The sequence below is a fragment of the Saccharospirillum sp. genome (assembly GCF_040881935.1).
In the GTDB taxonomy this organism is placed as follows: Bacteria; Pseudomonadota; Gammaproteobacteria; order Pseudomonadales; family Natronospirillaceae; genus Saccharospirillum.
The window spans coordinates 1-15,128 of record NZ_JBBECH010000074.1; the positions used below are offsets into that span (position 1 = coordinate 1).

The window sequence follows — 15,128 nt, forward strand, 5'->3', positions numbered from 1 at the left end:
GCATCCATGCTGCGGACTACCCCACAGAGGCATACCCGGCACCCGGTGCTAGTCTTCCGAGATAACTCCGAAACTTGAGGCAGCAGAGCCGGTGAACGAATTTAAACCGGCTCATTATCTACGGTATTTTTGCTGGTCTTTCAGCGTGTCATACGCTTCTTGAATGCGTCCGAATGCCTGGGCATCGCCGCCCTTGTCGGGGTGATGTTCATTGGCCAGTTGCCGGTATCGGCTTTTGATGTCGGCAAAGCTGGCCGATTGTTCCAGGCCTAGTGTTGCCAGGGCATCGGGCGCACGTTCTTCGCCGAGTAAGCGTCGCCAGAAGCCGTCCAGCAGGCTTTGAACGCTGAAGCCATCCTCTTTTGCCAGATTCCCAAAATCCAGATAGTAAGCCGCCAGAGACGGGTCCGGGTGAAGCGCCCGGCTATCGCCGGTGTTGGCCGCCTGCCACTGAATCCTTAGGGGGCAGATCGACAGGCGGCGGGCGCTTTGGTGGTGTTGCTGTTGCAACCGATACAGTACGTGCATCAGTACAAAGTGATGTTGGAACAGCAGCAGCGGGTCTCCCAGATCGGGTTTGGGAAAGAGGTCGGGGTGTTGCCGGTCCAGTGCCTGGATCAACTCGTATTCCGACAGCCCAGACGGTGCAGCCGTTAAGGCTTGGTCGACGGTTTCCAGCAGGCCGGGTGGCAGGTTCAGCTCACGCATCGTTCGAGGTTGATACTCCAGGTTCGGTGGTCGGACTGTGGTGCTCGCCGGGCGCTAAATGACGGTAGTCAACGGCGGCATTGGCGGCTTCCAGACAGAGCATGGCGCGGTCAATTTCCCGGTCGAGCACAAAGGTTTCCGGCCAGAGTTCCCGTTTACCGGTCAGTTTGTCGAGGCATGGGTAGCCGGTCAAACCGGCGCAGCATACTGCCCTGTGCCCGCTCTGGCCAGTCATCGGGCACGATGAACCAGTGCCCGTCTTCACCCTCGCCGGGTAGCCGGCCCAGCCACTGTGCCGGCGGTGGGTGTTTGCGGGTCTCGTTGGGCCCCGGGTGCGGAGACAGCCATTGGCTCTTGTTGATCCAGTGCCCGGTTAGCCCTCGCTGCCGGGCGTCGGATTCGGTCAACCAGGGTCGTACCAGCGCCTGGGGCGCGATCAGTGGCCATGACTGAGCTGTGGTGGCAGTATCCAGTTCGGTGGAATAGGGAACGAACCCGCGGCCTGTCACCCAACCGAGCGACTGGTCGGGTCTCGGTAAATGCAGGGGCCAGGCGTTTTCTTCCGCGGCTCGTTCCGGCAGGCGCAGTTGATGGGACAGCAGGCGTTGTGATTTCAGGGTCATGAAGTCTTTAAGACCGGATCCGATCCAGCGGCACGCCGGGTCGATATCGGGTACCTCGGGGATCAGCAGGTAAAATTTGAGCGCCAGCTCCAAATGAACGATGCAACCCTGACGGTAGTCCTCCAACAGCAGGTCGAGCTCACCCAGGGTACGAGAGGGGCCACGAATGATGCAGTTGCTGGCTAGAATCCGGTAATCGGGCGAGGCGGTAAACAGCGCCTGAACCAAGGCTTCAAAATAATGACCCAGTTTACCGTGCCGGGCCTGTTCCAGTGCCTGCCACTGGGTGGTCAGAACCGGATCAATCAGATCTGCGGTAAAGGCCTCGCCCGGATCCCAGCCCAGTTCGGCTGCGGGCAGCAGGGCGGGTGCCTGGAGGATCCACAACAGATCCTGGCGCAATTGAGCGCGGACTGCTTCGTCCATGCGGGTCCCTTCTGGTATGCTTCGAGACCGTTGACGATAACTGAAGCGACCTTAATGACCAAACCCGAATACACCCAATCCTTTGACCGGATTGGCATTGTTGGCCGATTGGACAGCGACAGCGTAGTGCATTCGGTGCGCCGGTTAACTCAGCTGTTGCGAGAGTTGAAGCGGGCCTGTCGAATTGATTTGCCCCTGGCTGAGGCCATTCCGGGCCTTACCTGCGAACCGCTTGACCGGGCCGGACTCGGCGCCTGGGCCGACCTGATTATTGTCGTGGGTGGCGATGGAACACTGCTGGGCGCAGCCCGTGACCTGGCAGAGTATAATGTTCCCTTGCTTGGTATTAACCGGGGTCGTCTCGGCTTTCTGACCGACATCATGCCCGTTGAGATGGAACAGAAGGTCCGCGATGTGTTTTCTGGCCGGTACGTCATTGAAAACCGGTTTCTGCTGCAGGCGAGTATTATCCGGGATGGCCAGGTACTGGAAACCGGCCGGGCACTGAATGACGTGGTGCTGCACTCTGGCCAGAGCATCCGCATGATCGAATTCGAGCTCTACATTAACGATCAGTTTGTCTACAGCCAGCGGTCCGATGGGCTGATCGTGTCAACACCTACCGGCTCGACTGCTTACGCCCTGTCGGCTGGTGGCCCGCTGGTGCATCCGAGCCTCGATACCATGATTCTGGTGCCCATGTTCCCGCACAGCCTGAATAACCGGCCACTGGTCGTTGGTGCTGACGCTCAACTCAGCATCCAGCTGGGGGAAGATCATGGTTTCGAACCGCAGATCAGTTTTGATGCCCAACACCATTTTGCCATCGCTCCGGGCGATGAGCTGAAAATCAGCCGGTTTCCACAGGCCTTGCGCCTGTTACACCCGGAAGATCACAACTATTACGAGATTTGCCGCACCAAACTGGGCTGGGGCAATCGTCTTGAAGATTAACCCCTGTGGGAAATATTCAGAGGCTCCCTTGTCTCTGGCCAGTTTGACCGCACATGTCAGCAAAGCAGGGTTGCAGAGGTGGAACCAATGAATTTTGACGCCGTGGCCGGGAGCCTGTCTCCCGAAGTCTACAGCCGGCTGAAAGAGGCCGTTGAACTGGGCAAATGGCCCAATGGGGTGGCCCTTTCCAAGGAGCAGAAAGCGCTGTGTCTGGAAGCCTGCCTTAAATACGAAATCAGCAATGGCGTGCCCGAACAGGTGCGCACCGGGTACATTGACCGGCCCGAATCCGTTAAACGCAAGGCTGAACGGTTGAATGACATCCAGGTGATCAACTTGCCCGGTAGTGGGGACACCCTGCAATGAATCTCGATCTTTTTAGTGAAGCACCAGACGAAACCACCGAACTCGGTCGTGGCGGGCTGGAGAAAATGATCAGCGATGCGACCTCACCGGTGCAGTACCGGCTGCGACTGGGTGAGCGGGACATCGATATGAATGCCCGCATTGGCACCCCGATCCGGCTTGAATACCTGGGTGAAATTCACTGCGTCTATTGCGACAAAGTCACCAACAAGAGCTTCGGGCAGGGTTACTGTTACGAGCATTTCATGTCGCTGGCCCAGTGCGACAGCTGCATGATGAGCCCGGAGAAATGCCATTTTGACCAGAGTACCTGTCGTGAGCCGGAATGGGCCGAAGCCACCTGCATGCAGTCGCATTATGTCTATCTGGCCAATGCCAGCGGTATTAAAGTGGGCATTACCCGGGGTGGCCAGGTTCCGACCCGCTGGGTTGACCAGGGCGCAACCCAGGCGATGATCATTGCCCGGGTGACATCCCGCAAACTGGCCGGTTTGCTGGAAGTGGTGTTCAAGCAGCATGTGGCCGATAAAACCAACTGGCGCACCATGCTCAAAGGCACTTCGGATCCGCTGGATTTGCCCGCACTGCGTGATCAGTTGGTGGCTGAATGCCGTCCGGAGCTGGATGCTCTAATTGCTGAGTATGGGTTGCAGGCCATTCAGTTGATTAACCACGCCGACGTTCGCTCGCTCGACTATCCGGTTGAACGCTATCCCGAAAAAGTGAGCAGCCTGACGCTCGATAAACAACCGGTTGTCGAAGGCACCTTGCTGGGCATTAAAGGCCAGTATTGGATTCTTGATACCGGCGTTATCAACATTCGTCGCCACACCGGCTACCAGGTGGTGTTGCGTTAACGTTAAAATTCAAGTTTCGGAGTTCGGGGACCTTGGGTGCCAATCGTCCACGTCGGCTACCGGTGGTGCCTCTGCGGGGTCGGCATGAATCCGTCCGTGGAGCCTAGGCCGCAGAGGCACCACCGGCATCCGCCGCTCGTATTGTGCGAACTTCGGAACTTGAGTTCATAGGCTTATATCCGGGCCTGACTTCCGGTCTTCGTACCGGCCTTCCCGACCCGGCCCCACAAGGGCTTTCCTTCAAGGGCAAGAGTGAGACACTGATGAGAACACAGGATCCGAAAACGATTTATCTCAAGGAATACCAGCAGCCTGCCTACTGGGTAGAGCATATTAATCTGACCGTGCGATTGTTTGAGGGTTACACCGAGGTTGCATCAGAACTGCGTCTGAAAAAGAATCCGACTGTAGACAGCCGCGAGCTGGTGTTGAATGGGGTTGGTCAGTCGATTCAGTCCCTGCATTTGGGCGACCAGCCGTTGTCTGAAGACGACTACCAGTACAGTGACAATATACTCAGACTTCAGTGCGATGCCGATGAAGTCCAATTCCGCGCAGTAACTCACATTGACCCACAGAACAACACGTCTCTGGAAGGCCTGTATCAGTCTGGCACCATGTATTGCACCCAGTGTGAAGCCGAAGGGTTTCGCAAGATCACCTTCTACCCGGATCGCCCCGACGTGATGGCGTCCTTTACCACACGCATTGAAGCGGATGCCAAACATTTTCCGGTGCTGTTGTCGAACGGCAACCCTGTTGACAGTGGGGCTCTGGAAGGCGGGCGGCATTACGCGGTCTGGGAAGACCCGTTTCCGAAGCCAAGTTACCTGTTTGCACTGGTCGCTGGCGATCTGGCCAGTAAAGATGATCGGTTCACGACGTTCAGTGGCCGCGAGGCCACTCTGCGCATTTTCGTTGAGCCCCAGAATGCCCACAAAGTTGATTTCGCACTGACATCGCTGAAAAAAGCCATGACATGGGACGAGGAAGTCTATGGCCGTGAGTACGATCTGGACCTGTTCATGATTGTCGCGTCAGACTTTTTCAATATGGGCGCCATGGAAAACAAAGGGCTGAATATTTTTAATAGCGCTGCCGTACTGGCATCGCCCGATACCTCTAACGATCAGCGCTTTGAGCGCATAGAAGGCATCGTAGCGCACGAGTATTTTCACAACTGGAGCGGCAACCGGGTGACCTGCCGCGACTGGTTCCAGCTGTCGCTAAAGGAAGGCTTTACCGTATTCCGCGATACCGAATTTAGTTCAGACACGCACGACCGCGCGGTCAAGCGAATTGAAACCGTGGCCGGGCTGCGGGCGGGTCAGTTCCCTGAAGACAACGGCCCCATGGCGCACCCGGTGCGGCCCGACTCTTACATTGAGATTAATAATTTCTACACCGCCACGGTGTATGAAAAGGGCGCTGAAGTCGTTCGGATGATTCACACCCTGATTAGTGCGGAGTATTTCCGGCGCGGATCGGATTTATATTTCGAACGGTTTGACGGTCAGGCGGTGACCACCGACGATTTCGTTGCCTGTATGGAGGAGGTGTCGGGCCTTGATCTGACCCAGTTCAAGCGTTGGTACAGTCAGGCGGGAACGCCCCGGCTAACGGTGACGGATCAGTTCGATGCGGGCAAGGGCACTTACACTCTGAGTTTCCATCAATCGTGTCCGGCCACGCCGGGCCAGACTGAAAAATCTCCCTTTGTTATTCCGATAAAACTGGGATTGTTGGGCGCTGATGGACAGGATCTGCCGATTACCACCAAGGCCAATTACAATGCCGACACCGAAGTACTGACCATTACCGATGAAGTTACGGAGGTGGTTTTCACCGGTTTGTCGGAACGGCCGGTGCCCAGTTTACTAAGGGACTTTTCAGCTCCGGTGAAATTGTCTTTCGGGTACAGCAATGAGCAGCTGGCTTTCCTGGCGGCAAACGACGCCAATGGATTTAACCGCTGGGATGCGCTGCAGCAATTGTATCTCAGGGCTATTTTGAGCATGGCGACAGACCACAGAGCCGGGCGCACTCTGTCAGCGCCTTCGGTCGTCGTTGAAGCGGTGGCGACGGTGGCCGGTGATGCCTCGCTGTCGCCTGCGATTCGTGCCAGCATGTTGACCCTGCCTGGCTATGCGATTCTCAAGGATGCAGTCGATGTGGTTTACATCGACGACCTGATTGCCGCGCGCAAGCATCTGGTCAAAACACTCGCCAGCCGTTACCGGGATATCTGGCGGTCGCTGACCGAAAAACTCAGTAGCGATGCGCCTTACGAATTTAACGCTGAAGAGTCCGGTCGTCGTCAATTGCAGGGTCTGAGTCTCTGGTACTGGTTAAAGGCGGGCGATCAGGCAGCCTTTGATTTTGCCGCTGAGCTGTATGCCGGTGCCACCAATCAGACAGATCGCAGTAATGCGTTACGAGCTGTACTGGCAGGCGATGCCGAAGCCTTGCAACAATCGCTGCTGAGTGATTTTTACGAGCGCTGGCAATCCGATACCCAGATGGTTGAACAGTGGCTGACCATGCAAGCGGGTACGCCGGGAATGACGGTCGCAGGCATAGAAACGCTGATGCAGCACCCAGCCTTCGATATCAAAAACCCGAACAAGGTACGCAGTGTAATTGTGGGTTTTGCGATGAACACCGAGTCGTTTCACGATGAAAAGGGGGAGGGGTACGCCTTGCTCGCCAGCGTAGTTCGCCAGTTGAACGCCTTGAACCCTCAGCTGGCTGCTCGGCTGGTGACGTTGTTGTCGGACTGGAAACGGTACGATACGGCTCGCGGGCGGATGATGGCTTCAGCCCTGGAGACCATTCTGGCTACTGAGTCGCTGTCGTCCAACGTGTTCGAGATGGCTCAACGCGCCCTGAAAGACTGATTTTGGTACCACAAGGTGCATAACTGATTGAAATACAACGCAAAGTATTGACAGTCCGTTAGGCACCAGTAGAATACCCACCGGTGTCAGACGGGAGTCCGGCACCCAATTTGGGGCTATAGCTCAGCTGGGAGAGCGCCTGCATGGCATGCAGGAGGTCTGCGGTTCGATCCCGCATAGCTCCACCAAATTCTAAAAAACCGGTCCTTGCGACCGGTTTTTTTATGGACGGAGTACGGCAATTTAGACATCGTGGTATCGGCCCGCGTCGGGCACCGGGGGCACCCCTGTCGGGTCGGCGTAGATCCATCCATGGAGCCTAGACCGCAGCATCCCTGCTGCGGACTCCCCCACAGTGGTACCCCCGGTGCCCGCCGCTAGTCTCCTAGTCAAACTCCAAAACTTAAGATGTAACTCTTCGGAATATAACTCGCTATTCTTACGCGGTTCTTATGGTTCCTGTGGCGCCAAAACAATTTCAATGCGCCGGTTTCGCTGCCGACTGGCTTCGTCGGTCTCGGTGACCTGTGGTTGGGTATCGGCTACACCGGTCGCGCTTATTCTTCCTGGCGTCCAGTCAGCGCGGTGTTGGCAGCTTGCAATTGCTGCTGATAGCGCTCATTTAGTCGTAGCTGTTGCTCAAGCTGCGCGGTCAGTTCCTGGTTGGCCTGAGCCCGGGCATCAGCCTCCGATTCCAGCCTTGCCAGCTCACGTTGACGGGTCGATGCGGCTTCAAGGCGTTGTTGAGTCTGTTGTTGTGTGGCCACCAGATTGGCGTATTCCTCCGTGACCTCGCTCAGTCGGGCCTGCAATTCACCGACGATGTCTGCCAGGCCGTTCTGCTGATCGGTGAACTGGCCGAGACGTTGTTCGAGCTGACGGTTTTCTTCGGTCAGGGTCTGTGCCTGACTGCGAGCCGCCAGTAAATCGGCAGACTGGTCGCTCACCTGTTGTTCCAGTGACCGTGCAGTTTGGGTTAATTGCTGGTTATCCCACAGCGCGTAAGCCATAAAAAACGCGAGTAGCAGAGCGGCAATCAATGCCCAGAGGGTCGATCTTGGCATGTCGTGTTCCTATGTCAGTGATGTGTCAAGCATGGCCCAAAACCCGGTCAGGTGTCGACTTTCTTTCGTCACCAATCCCGCTCTGGTTAATGCCTATTTGCCGATAATTTCAAAAACAGCCAATCAGATCACGTTCCCGCGCAATATCCGTGCGTTTTTCCAGGCACTGGTCAATACTGTTGACGTCATTTTCAGCGAAATCGAAGGTCTGAACGGGGTAAAACAAGGGCCATCATTTAGCCGGAAATCCCACATACAACAACAAAAATGGAAACCGCATGAACGACACTAGTAAAGCTCGTCACTATCAAACACCCTTGCAGGAACTGGCGCGTCATGTCCGGGAACGGGGTGATGAGGCCTATCTGCATCAACCGGCAAACCGGCAGTTAAAGGTGTGGACCTGGAGGCAGGTAGATAAGGATGCTCGCAAAATTGCCCAGGGGCTGACATCACTGGGGCTGAACCCGGGTGACCGGGTCGCCATCTTCGCCAAAAACAGTGCGGAATGGTTTATTGCCGACTGGGCGATCATGATGGCTGGCCTGGTCAGTGTGCCCATTTACGCAACGGCGGGTGAATCGACGCTGCAGTATATTCTGGATCACAGTGAAGCCAAGGCGATTTTTGTTGGCAAGTTGGATGATAAAGCTGCGGGTTCCAAAGTGTTCGACGGTTCGATTCCACGCATCGGGTTTCCTTACGATACCGTTGAACACGATATTCGCTGGCAAGACTGGATCAGTCAGCAACAGCCGCTGGCCGACGTGGCTGAGGTAGGTCTTGATGACATCATGTCGATCGTTTACACCTCGGGCAGTACCGGTAACCCCAAGGGTGTTGTGTTGAAGTTCCGTCAGTACGCTGCTGCTGCCACAGCCAACCGAAGCGTCATCGGCTTGCGGCCAGACGACCGTACTGTGTCGTATCTGCCGCTGGCTCATATTACCGAGCGTACGGTGATTCAGGGAACGTCGTTGTATGCTGGCGGGCCGGTTTACTTTGTTGAATCGCTGGATACATTTGTTGATGATTTGAAGGTTGCCCAACCTACCGCCTTTCTGTCGGTTCCAAGGCTTTGGGTTCGCTTTCAGGCCGGTGTTCACGAGAAGATGCCGGAACAAAAACTGCAAAAACTGTTACGCATTCCGCTGCTTGGCAAAATCGTCGCCAAGAAAATTCGTCAGGGGCTGGGTTTAAATTCGGTGCGCATTTTCGGTTCGGGATCAGCGCCGATCTCACCGAGTACGCTGCACTGGTATTACCGCCTGGGCATACCCATTTGCGAAGCCTGGGGCATGACGGAGACCGCTGGTCTTTCAACCACTAATATGCCGTTCCGTGAAGACCGGCTGGGTACCATTGGCGTACCCATCGATTGCCTTGAAGTTCGCCTCAGTACGCAGGGTGAAATGCAGGTTCGCGGCGATACGGTCTTCGAAACGTATTACAAAAACCCGGAAGCTACAGCCGATTCGTTTGAAGATGGCTGGTTCAAAACTGGCGATAAAGCGATCAAGAATCCTGATGACTCTTACACCATCGTGGGTCGTCTGAAAGAGGAATTCAAAACCGCCAAGGGCAAATACGTTGCACCGGTACCGATTGAGAGTCAGTTGGCGGGCAACCCGGACATCGAACAGGTATGTCTGATGGGGAGTGGCCGTACCCAGCCGGTCGCCGTGGTGGTACTGGCGGAGCATCTGCGCAGATCAGCGCGCGAGCCGTTGCGGGCGTCACTGCAGCATACCCTGTCTGCGGTTAATGCAGGGCTGGAATCTCACCAGCGTCTCGATGGTATTCTGGTGGCAGACGATCTCTGGAGTATCGAGAATGGCCTGCTGACACCAACGTTGAAATTGAAGCGTGCCGACCTTGAACAGCAGTATCAGGATCGCCTGGCTAATGTGTCTGCCGGTAAAGTGTTTTGGGAAGATGAGACTGTGACTGGATAGGGTCTATATAAACCTGATCTGATAATCCTGCCATCTGATGTGAGCCCGGCTAATAACCGGGCTTTTTGTTTGGAAAAACTCACAGTCAGAAATAGCGGTACTATCCAACCAGAATGTAGATCAGCCAGGCCAGCCCGTAGAGTGGAATCTGGTGAATCATATAGAACCCCAGGCTATGTCGGCTGAGCCAGAGAAAGGGGCCTGCAGTTGGTAGGAAGAGAAGTCGGTTGATGCTGAAAAAACGTCTGTGTCCGAGGTAAATCCCGATATACACCATCCCCAGCCAGGGGATCAGTCGAGTCAGGTCCATAGTTCGGTTGGGCAGGTTCAGGGGTTCACGTAACGCCTGATACACCGGCACCAGATTGAACCAGTCGGTTAGGTTGAACAGCGCCAGTATCGCCACCCCAGCGATAAGGGCCAGGCGCGGAGTGTGAACCAGAGGCAATGCCAGCAGGCTGGCGACGGCGATGAAATGCAAAACTCCAAACCAGATCCAGCTGTCCGGATAGAGCAGCCAGGTGGCGATGGTAAAAGTCAGTGCACCCGCGACAATCCTCAGCTCACGCACCCAGAAAGCCCGCCAGCGAATGCCATTGGCATTGGCCAGAGCCAGACTCGCGCCTACGCTGAGAAAGAACAGGGTGACGATAATGCTGCGAAATACCGCCCAGAACGGGGCTTTTGCGTCGAAACTCAGATAGCCAAAAACGCTCAGATCATAGCCAAAATGAAACACGGCCATTAATACCAGTGCCAGAGCCCGCATCTGATCAATGCTGATCAGCCGCTCTTTTCGAGTGTGTGTCCAGGGTGCGCTAGCTGATCTGATGGCCGTGGTCAATACGGGCTTGTCTCCGTATTTGACAGGTCTTGGCTGTCCAACGTGTGGTAAATAATCTGGTGATGGGGTTGGTTCTCTTTCCAGGCGAGCTGCTGGGTGATCAGGGGTGTAAGATTGGGGCGTTGCTCCTGGCCGCACACCATCATAGTGCTCTGTTCCCAGTTGGCGACCCCAAAATCTTCGGCGAATGCCAAAGGCGTGACAACCAGCAGGGCAAAACACAGCCATGCCTGTCTAAACCGTGTCATCGGTTTAACTCCGTTCAAAACGTTCGAGCAGTTCGTCGCCACTCAATTCGTCGAAATCGGCCGCGTCGGCATCGATATCATCCAATGGCTCAGGTTCGGAAAGTTCCGCTGAGTGGTCAACTGAAGGGCCTTGTGCTGGTGGCTTTTGGGGCCCCTGACCAGCGCTCGTGTCTTTGCCCTTATTTTCCTCCAGGAACTTGGCATAGGCTGATTTGCTGCGGTTCCTGTGCTTGGCCAGTCGGTTTTTACTGGGAATTTTTCCTTTATCGCCCTGGCTGATAAAGGTTTTCTTGGACCCGGTTTTGATGCCGAGCCGGTCTTTCAGTGAACGGCTCTTTTTTCTGCGTGACATGCTTTTCCCATCGAATTGGGTTGAATGTGCCCCTATTATAGACGCTTACAGGCGAATCTAAATGCACAGAATAGGGTAATTTATGGAATACAGAGAATTAGGTCGCTCCGGCATCAAGGTTTCCAGCATCGCACTGGGAACCATGACCTGGGGCCAGCAGAATACCGAAGCGCAAGCGCACCAGCAGATGAATTACGCACTTGAGCGCGAGATTAACTTTTTTGACGCCGCCGAGATGTATCCGGTGCCACCCAAAGCAGAGACCTATGGCCGGACAGAGGAGTACATCGGCACCTGGTTTAAGCAGCGTGGTCAGCGTGACCGGGTTGTGCTCGCGACCAAAGCTATTTCCAGAGGTGATTTCGAGTACATTCGTGGCGGCCCGACCTTATCGCGGGATCACATCAAACAGGCCTGCGAGGCCAGCCTGCGGCGGCTGCAGACAGATTACATCGATCTGTATCAACTGCACTGGCCCGACCGGAGCACCAATTTCTTTGGCAAGCTGGGCTATCAGGGGCTGGATGCCAACGAAGACACCGTTAGTATCGCCGAGAGTCTGTCCGCGTTGAATGAACTGGTGCAGGAAGGCAAGGTACGCCGTATCGGGATTTCGAATGAAACACCCTGGGGCGTGGCCGAGTACCTGCGTCTTAGTGACCGAGATCAGTTGCCGCGCATAGACAGCATTCAGAACCCCTACAATCTTCTCAATCGCAGTTTTGAAGTGGGTCTGGCTGAGTTTGCCTGTCGTGAACAGGTCGGCTTACTGGCTTATTCACCGCTGGCGTTTGGCATGTTGGCCGGTAAATATCTGGATGGCCAGCGGCCTGAGGGCGCGCGGCTGACTCTGTTTGAACGTTTCCAGCGGTACAATAACGCCCAGGGTTTTGCGGCAACCGCCGATTACATTCAAGTGGCACGGGACCACGGGCTGGATCCGGCGCAGATGGCGCTGGCTTACGTGACCAGCCGCCAGTTTGTGACCAGCAACATCATTGGGGCGACCACGATGGAGCAACTGAAGAGTAACATCGACAGTGAAAGCCTGGTGTTGTCGGACAAAGTACTGGCCGATATAGAGGCCGTGCATCAGCGCCAGCCAAACCCATGCCCTTAATGCTTTTATCTGAGTAGGTGTTAGCGGGCTTCAATAATCTTTAGCCCAATTCCCGAGGGCGCGTGACGGACCACGCGCATCATGACCACGGGTGCAGGCATGGGTAACCCCTTAACTTGACTGCGCACCTGAGTGCCGAGGTTAAAGCATTGCTTCTGGTCCGCTGTCAGCTCGACAAAGGTGCCTCCGTCAGAAATATTCCAGGTTTTTGCTTCCGTGCGATGGCCATCCCGGGTGACCAGTTCGATGACGACTTCCAGTCGGGTTCGCGGGTGAGCCCGCTGATCCTGGCTCACCATCGGTCTCGCAGTTGCCGCAGCGCTGTAAACCGGGCCTGAGCAGTGTCGGTGCGGAACCCATGGTCACTGAGTGCCTGGGCGAGGGTGTCGTCTTCGAGCCGGAAAAACAGGTTGATCTGTTCTTCATCGGCCAACGTTGTCGTTAAGCGGGTATCTGGCGTTTGTCGGTCGCTGGTGGCTTTCATATCCACAGCGGGTAGGTGGTCGGGCAGAATGCTTAGTGTAAAGGCGAGATTGGTCGGCAGATAATCGTGCCCGGGATAGATGCGTGTATCCGGATGAGCCCGTTGTCGCAGTTGTTGAATGCTGTGAAACAGTGTGTCGGTATCGCCTGAACGGGTGTTGCCGACACCGGCGTTGAACAGGGTGTCGCCGCAGATCAGCGTGGGTTCCGGCTCAGTCAGATAGAAGACGCCGTGGCCCGGTGTGTGCCCGGGAGACATCCAGAACCAGGCCCTGGACTGGCCCAGGGTCAGTTCATCGCCATCGCGCAACCAGTGATCAGCTTGAAAACGCCCCTGACAGGTCTCCGGCGCTCTTACCCGGGCACCGGTTTTGGCTTTCAGTTCTTCCAGGTGGCGAATGTGATCACCGTGTTCATGGGTGATCCAGATATCGGTAATGTGCAGGCCCTGGTCTTCGGCCAGAGCGAGCAAATGGTCCGCGTCAAAGGGATCGACCGCTGCAGCAGCCTGACTGTGTTCACACACCACCAGGTGGTTGTAGTTCTGAAAAGAGTTTGGAACGAAGGTTCGAATGACTCTCATGGTATACTCATCGGCATTATTTCTATTAACCCTATGCAAAAATCCCGTTTGAAACAATGATGCTGTCGTGGAATTCTCTGCCCAGTCAGGCAGACCCATGGTCAGCAGGTGTGCGTTCGAATCAGCAGCGCTCGCCGGGCAGGGCACTGCGCAACCATCATTTTAGGAGGAACCTTTCCAGATGCCAGCCGTGATGACGGTCATTTCACCCGCCAAGAAACTGGATTTCGAGACAGTCGCACCGGTCGATAAAGTGACCGAAGGGCGTTTTAACCAGGAAGCAGCCGAACTGGTCGATATTTTACGTACCTGCACCGTCGGCGACCTGCAGGGCCTGATGTCGCTGAGCGAGTCTCTTGCCAGTCTCAATGTGGAGCGGTTCAGTCAATGGAAGTTGCCGATGGATCCTGCCCAGAGCAAACAGGCGCTGTTTGCTTTTATTGGGGATGTATATCAGGGCCTGGAGGCAACGACACTGACACCACCACAAGTTGAGCAGGCACAGGATCGGGTGCGCATTCTCTCTGGTCTGTATGGACTGCTGCGACCTCTGGATCGGATTCTGCCGTATCGGCTGGAAATGGGCACGCGTTTATCCAACCCTCGCGGTCGCAATCTCTACGACTGGTGGGGTGATGCTCTGACGACTACGCTTGCGGATGATGTTCGTAAATCCGGTGCCAAAACACTGGTCAACCTGGCGTCAAACGAATACTTTAAGGCCGTCAGACCGAGACTTTTACCCATTCCGGTGGTGACGCCGGAGTTTCGGGATTTCAAAAATGGGCAGTACAAGGTCATCTCGTTTTACGCCAAGAAGGCACGAGGCATGATGGTCAGGTATATGCTTGAACAGGGTATAGACTCGGTTGAAGACCTGAAAGCGTTTGACTGGGCGGGTTACCGGTTTGATGCTGAACGATCTACAGCCGAGCGCTGGCAGTTTTTGCGCGACGAGGTACCGGGTGTAGACTGATCCGTATCTTACCGCCGATCGGAGCGTCTGATCGGACTTTGATGTTTAACCGGTTGTTATTTCACAACTAGAATGTAGGAGTGTGTCATGTTGACGGCTATTCGCGGGTTATGGGTAGGCAGTGCGGCGTTGTTATTGGCTGGTTGCGCCCAATTTTCTCCCCAGCAAATTCAATTTCAACCCTCGCTTGACGCCGGCAATCTACCGTCAGGCAACGGGGCTTCGGTGTACGTGTTCGCTGAAGACCGTCGTACCAACAATCAGATCGGGGTACGCGGTGGCGCCTATACGGACAGCAGCGTGATTTCCCCACGTGGCGATTTACGGGCTGATCTGCAACAACTTTCCGAGCAAGTCATGGATCGGGCTGGCTATCAGCTTGTCGAGATGAATGCGGATGTCGAGCTAACGTTTGCAATTGAGGAACTGAGCTATCACGTTACCAGTATCGATGCCGCTCGTAAGGAAGCGACGGGCGCCGCGCGCTTCTCGGTTCAGGCGGTTGCTGATGGAACCGTATATTCCAACAGTTTTCGGGCGCAGCGGATGATTGAAACGTTGCGTTACCCGAGCGAGAAAGAAAACGCCGAGTTAATGAACTACGTGTTCGATGCAGCCCTGGAGCGGATGTATGCAGACCCGGGTCTGGAGTCCTTTCTCAACCAGCAATAG

General features: G+C 55.4%; 18 protein-coding genes and 1 tRNA gene. 10 read left to right on the forward strand and 9 right to left on the reverse strand.

The genetic code is table 11. The features are described from left to right. Nucleotides 1-114: 114 nt before the first annotated feature. From WEB54_RS13700 to WEB54_RS13710, 3 genes are read right to left on the reverse strand one after another with little or no spacing between them, the layout of a single operon-like run. A complete protein-coding gene (locus tag WEB54_RS13700) occupies nt 115-708 on the reverse strand; it encodes a DNA-J related domain-containing protein (protein ID WP_368055274.1) in 594 nt (197 codons plus the stop codon). Next, the gene (locus tag WEB54_RS13705; protein ID WP_368055272.1) at nt 701-901 is read right to left on the reverse strand and encodes a hypothetical protein; all 201 of its coding nucleotides are present in this window, start codon (nt 899-901) and stop codon (nt 701-703) included. Before WEB54_RS13705 ends, WEB54_RS13700 begins: the two co-directional genes overlap by 8 nt. Then, nucleotides 864-1,757: a DUF1853 family protein gene (locus tag WEB54_RS13710; protein WP_368055270.1), complete on the reverse strand. Its 894-nt coding sequence runs from the start codon at nt 1,755-1,757 to the stop codon at nt 864-866. The genes WEB54_RS13705 and WEB54_RS13710 overlap by 38 nt, the downstream gene beginning before the upstream one ends. Nucleotides 1,758-1,811: 54 nt before the next feature. On the opposite strand from WEB54_RS13710, the gene WEB54_RS13715 reads away from it, so the two are divergent. From WEB54_RS13715 to WEB54_RS13735, 5 genes are all read left to right on the forward strand, one after another. After that, nucleotides 1,812-2,711: an NAD(+) kinase gene (locus tag WEB54_RS13715; RefSeq protein ID WP_368055268.1), complete on the forward strand. Its 900-nt coding sequence runs from the start codon at nt 1,812-1,814 to the stop codon at nt 2,709-2,711. Nucleotides 2,712-2,798: 87 nt separating this feature from the next. Continuing rightward, entirely contained in the window at nt 2,799-3,077 is a 279-nt protein-coding gene (locus tag WEB54_RS13720; RefSeq protein WP_368055266.1) for a YeaC family protein, read from the forward strand. Beyond that, the gene (locus WEB54_RS13725; RefSeq protein WP_368055264.1) at nt 3,074-3,934 is read left to right on the forward strand and encodes a DUF2797 domain-containing protein; all 861 of its coding nucleotides are present in this window, start codon (nt 3,074-3,076) and stop codon (nt 3,932-3,934) included. Before WEB54_RS13720 ends, WEB54_RS13725 begins: the two co-directional genes overlap by 4 nt. A gap of 263 nt (nt 3,935-4,197) precedes the next feature. Then, nucleotides 4,198-6,831, forward strand: coding sequence for an aminopeptidase N (gene pepN / locus WEB54_RS13730; protein WP_368056281.1), 2,634 nt, complete (start codon nt 4,198-4,200; stop codon nt 6,829-6,831). Between the two features lie 112 nt (nt 6,832-6,943). Then, nucleotides 6,944-7,019: transfer RNA gene (locus WEB54_RS13735), tRNA-Ala, on the forward strand. Nucleotides 7,020-7,388: 369 nt separating this feature from the next. On the opposite strand, the gene WEB54_RS13740 is transcribed toward WEB54_RS13735, so the two are convergent. Further along, on the reverse strand, nt 7,389-7,895 hold the full coding sequence (locus tag WEB54_RS13740) for a hypothetical protein (protein ID WP_368055612.1): 507 nt from the start codon (nt 7,893-7,895) through the stop codon (nt 7,389-7,391). A gap of 31 nt (nt 7,896-7,926) precedes the next feature. Between WEB54_RS13740 and WEB54_RS13745 the strand changes: the two genes are divergently transcribed. Together WEB54_RS13745 and WEB54_RS13750 are read left to right on the forward strand one after the other, a co-directional pair. Then, nucleotides 7,927-8,187 (forward strand): hypothetical protein, encoded by a 261-nt coding sequence (locus WEB54_RS13745; protein ID WP_368056283.1) that lies wholly within the window; start codon nt 7,927-7,929, stop codon nt 8,185-8,187. After that, entirely contained in the window at nt 8,174-9,850 is a 1,677-nt protein-coding gene (locus WEB54_RS13750; protein WP_368055713.1) for an AMP-binding protein, read from the forward strand. The genes WEB54_RS13745 and WEB54_RS13750 overlap by 14 nt, the downstream gene beginning before the upstream one ends. Nucleotides 9,851-9,950: 100 nt before the next feature. On the opposite strand, the gene WEB54_RS13755 is transcribed toward WEB54_RS13750, so the two are convergent. The 3 genes from WEB54_RS13755 to WEB54_RS13765 are packed head-to-tail and all read right to left on the reverse strand — an operon-like array spanning nt 9,951 to nt 11,294. Next, nucleotides 9,951-10,694 carry a heparan-alpha-glucosaminide N-acetyltransferase gene (locus tag WEB54_RS13755; protein ID WP_368055714.1) on the reverse strand — a complete coding sequence of 248 codons (744 nt, stop codon included), beginning with the start codon at nt 10,692-10,694 and terminating at the stop codon, nt 9,951-9,953. Continuing rightward, entirely contained in the window at nt 10,691-10,942 is a 252-nt protein-coding gene (locus WEB54_RS13760) for a hypothetical protein (protein ID WP_368055715.1), read from the reverse strand. Before WEB54_RS13760 ends, WEB54_RS13755 begins: the two co-directional genes overlap by 4 nt. A 4-nt stretch (nt 10,943-10,946) precedes the next feature. Further along, nucleotides 10,947-11,294: a hypothetical protein gene (locus tag WEB54_RS13765; protein WP_368056286.1), complete on the reverse strand. Its 348-nt coding sequence runs from the start codon at nt 11,292-11,294 to the stop codon at nt 10,947-10,949. Nucleotides 11,295-11,376: 82 nt separating this feature from the next. Between WEB54_RS13765 and WEB54_RS13770 the strand changes: the two genes are divergently transcribed. After that, nucleotides 11,377-12,414, forward strand: a complete 1,038-nt coding sequence (locus tag WEB54_RS13770; RefSeq protein WP_368055718.1) for an NADP(H)-dependent aldo-keto reductase — start codon at nt 11,377-11,379, stop codon at nt 12,412-12,414. Between the two features lie 20 nt (nt 12,415-12,434). Here the strand turns inward: WEB54_RS13770 and WEB54_RS13775 are convergent, their stop codons facing one another. Together WEB54_RS13775 and WEB54_RS13780 are read right to left on the reverse strand one after the other, a co-directional pair. Then, entirely contained in the window at nt 12,435-12,713 is a 279-nt protein-coding gene (locus WEB54_RS13775) for a PilZ domain-containing protein (protein WP_368055720.1), read from the reverse strand. Continuing rightward, nucleotides 12,707-13,480: a hydroxyacylglutathione hydrolase C-terminal domain-containing protein gene (locus tag WEB54_RS13780; RefSeq protein ID WP_368056288.1), complete on the reverse strand. Its 774-nt coding sequence runs from the start codon at nt 13,478-13,480 to the stop codon at nt 12,707-12,709. The genes WEB54_RS13775 and WEB54_RS13780 overlap by 7 nt, the downstream gene beginning before the upstream one ends. 181 nt (nt 13,481-13,661) lie before the next feature. Between WEB54_RS13780 and yaaA the strand changes: the two genes are divergently transcribed. Further along, nucleotides 13,662-14,456 carry a peroxide stress protein YaaA gene (yaaA, locus tag WEB54_RS13785; RefSeq protein ID WP_368056290.1) on the forward strand — a complete coding sequence of 265 codons (795 nt, stop codon included), beginning with the start codon at nt 13,662-13,664 and terminating at the stop codon, nt 14,454-14,456. 87 nt (nt 14,457-14,543) lie between these two features. Continuing rightward, nucleotides 14,544-15,128, forward strand: a complete 585-nt coding sequence (locus tag WEB54_RS13790) for a YajG family lipoprotein (RefSeq protein ID WP_368055726.1) — start codon at nt 14,544-14,546, stop codon at nt 15,126-15,128.

Excerpts from the sequence above, each read along its gene's own strand:
- WEB54_RS13700 (WP_368055274.1), bottom strand. The coding sequence starts at position 708 with ATGCGTGAGCTGAACCTGCCACCCGGCCTGCTGGAAACCGTCGACCAA.
- WEB54_RS13710 (WP_368055270.1), bottom strand. The coding sequence starts at position 1,757 with ATGGACGAAGCAGTCCGCGCTCAATTGCGCCAGGATCTGTTGTGGATC.
- WEB54_RS13715 (WP_368055268.1), top strand. The coding sequence starts at position 1,812 with ATGACCAAACCCGAATACACCCAATCCTTTGACCGGATTGGCATTGTT.
- WEB54_RS13720 (WP_368055266.1), top strand. The coding sequence starts at position 2,799 with ATGAATTTTGACGCCGTGGCCGGGAGCCTGTCTCCCGAAGTCTACAGC.
- WEB54_RS13725 (WP_368055264.1), top strand. The coding sequence starts at position 3,074 with ATGAATCTCGATCTTTTTAGTGAAGCACCAGACGAAACCACCGAACTC.
- pepN (WP_368056281.1), top strand. The coding sequence starts at position 4,198 with ATGAGAACACAGGATCCGAAAACGATTTATCTCAAGGAATACCAGCAG.
- WEB54_RS13740 (WP_368055612.1), bottom strand. The coding sequence starts at position 7,895 with ATGCCAAGATCGACCCTCTGGGCATTGATTGCCGCTCTGCTACTCGCG.
- WEB54_RS13745 (WP_368056283.1), top strand. The coding sequence starts at position 7,927 with ATGGCCCAAAACCCGGTCAGGTGTCGACTTTCTTTCGTCACCAATCCC.
- WEB54_RS13750 (WP_368055713.1), top strand. The coding sequence starts at position 8,174 with ATGAACGACACTAGTAAAGCTCGTCACTATCAAACACCCTTGCAGGAA.
- WEB54_RS13760 (WP_368055715.1), bottom strand. The coding sequence starts at position 10,942 with ATGACACGGTTTAGACAGGCATGGCTGTGTTTTGCCCTGCTGGTTGTC.
- WEB54_RS13765 (WP_368056286.1), bottom strand. The coding sequence starts at position 11,294 with ATGTCACGCAGAAAAAAGAGCCGTTCACTGAAAGACCGGCTCGGCATC.
- WEB54_RS13770 (WP_368055718.1), top strand. The coding sequence starts at position 11,377 with ATGGAATACAGAGAATTAGGTCGCTCCGGCATCAAGGTTTCCAGCATC.
- WEB54_RS13775 (WP_368055720.1), bottom strand. The coding sequence starts at position 12,713 with ATGGTGAGCCAGGATCAGCGGGCTCACCCGCGAACCCGACTGGAAGTC.
- WEB54_RS13780 (WP_368056288.1), bottom strand. The coding sequence starts at position 13,480 with ATGAGAGTCATTCGAACCTTCGTTCCAAACTCTTTTCAGAACTACAAC.
- yaaA (WP_368056290.1), top strand. The coding sequence starts at position 13,662 with ATGCCAGCCGTGATGACGGTCATTTCACCCGCCAAGAAACTGGATTTC.
- WEB54_RS13790 (WP_368055726.1), top strand. The coding sequence starts at position 14,544 with ATGTTGACGGCTATTCGCGGGTTATGGGTAGGCAGTGCGGCGTTGTTA.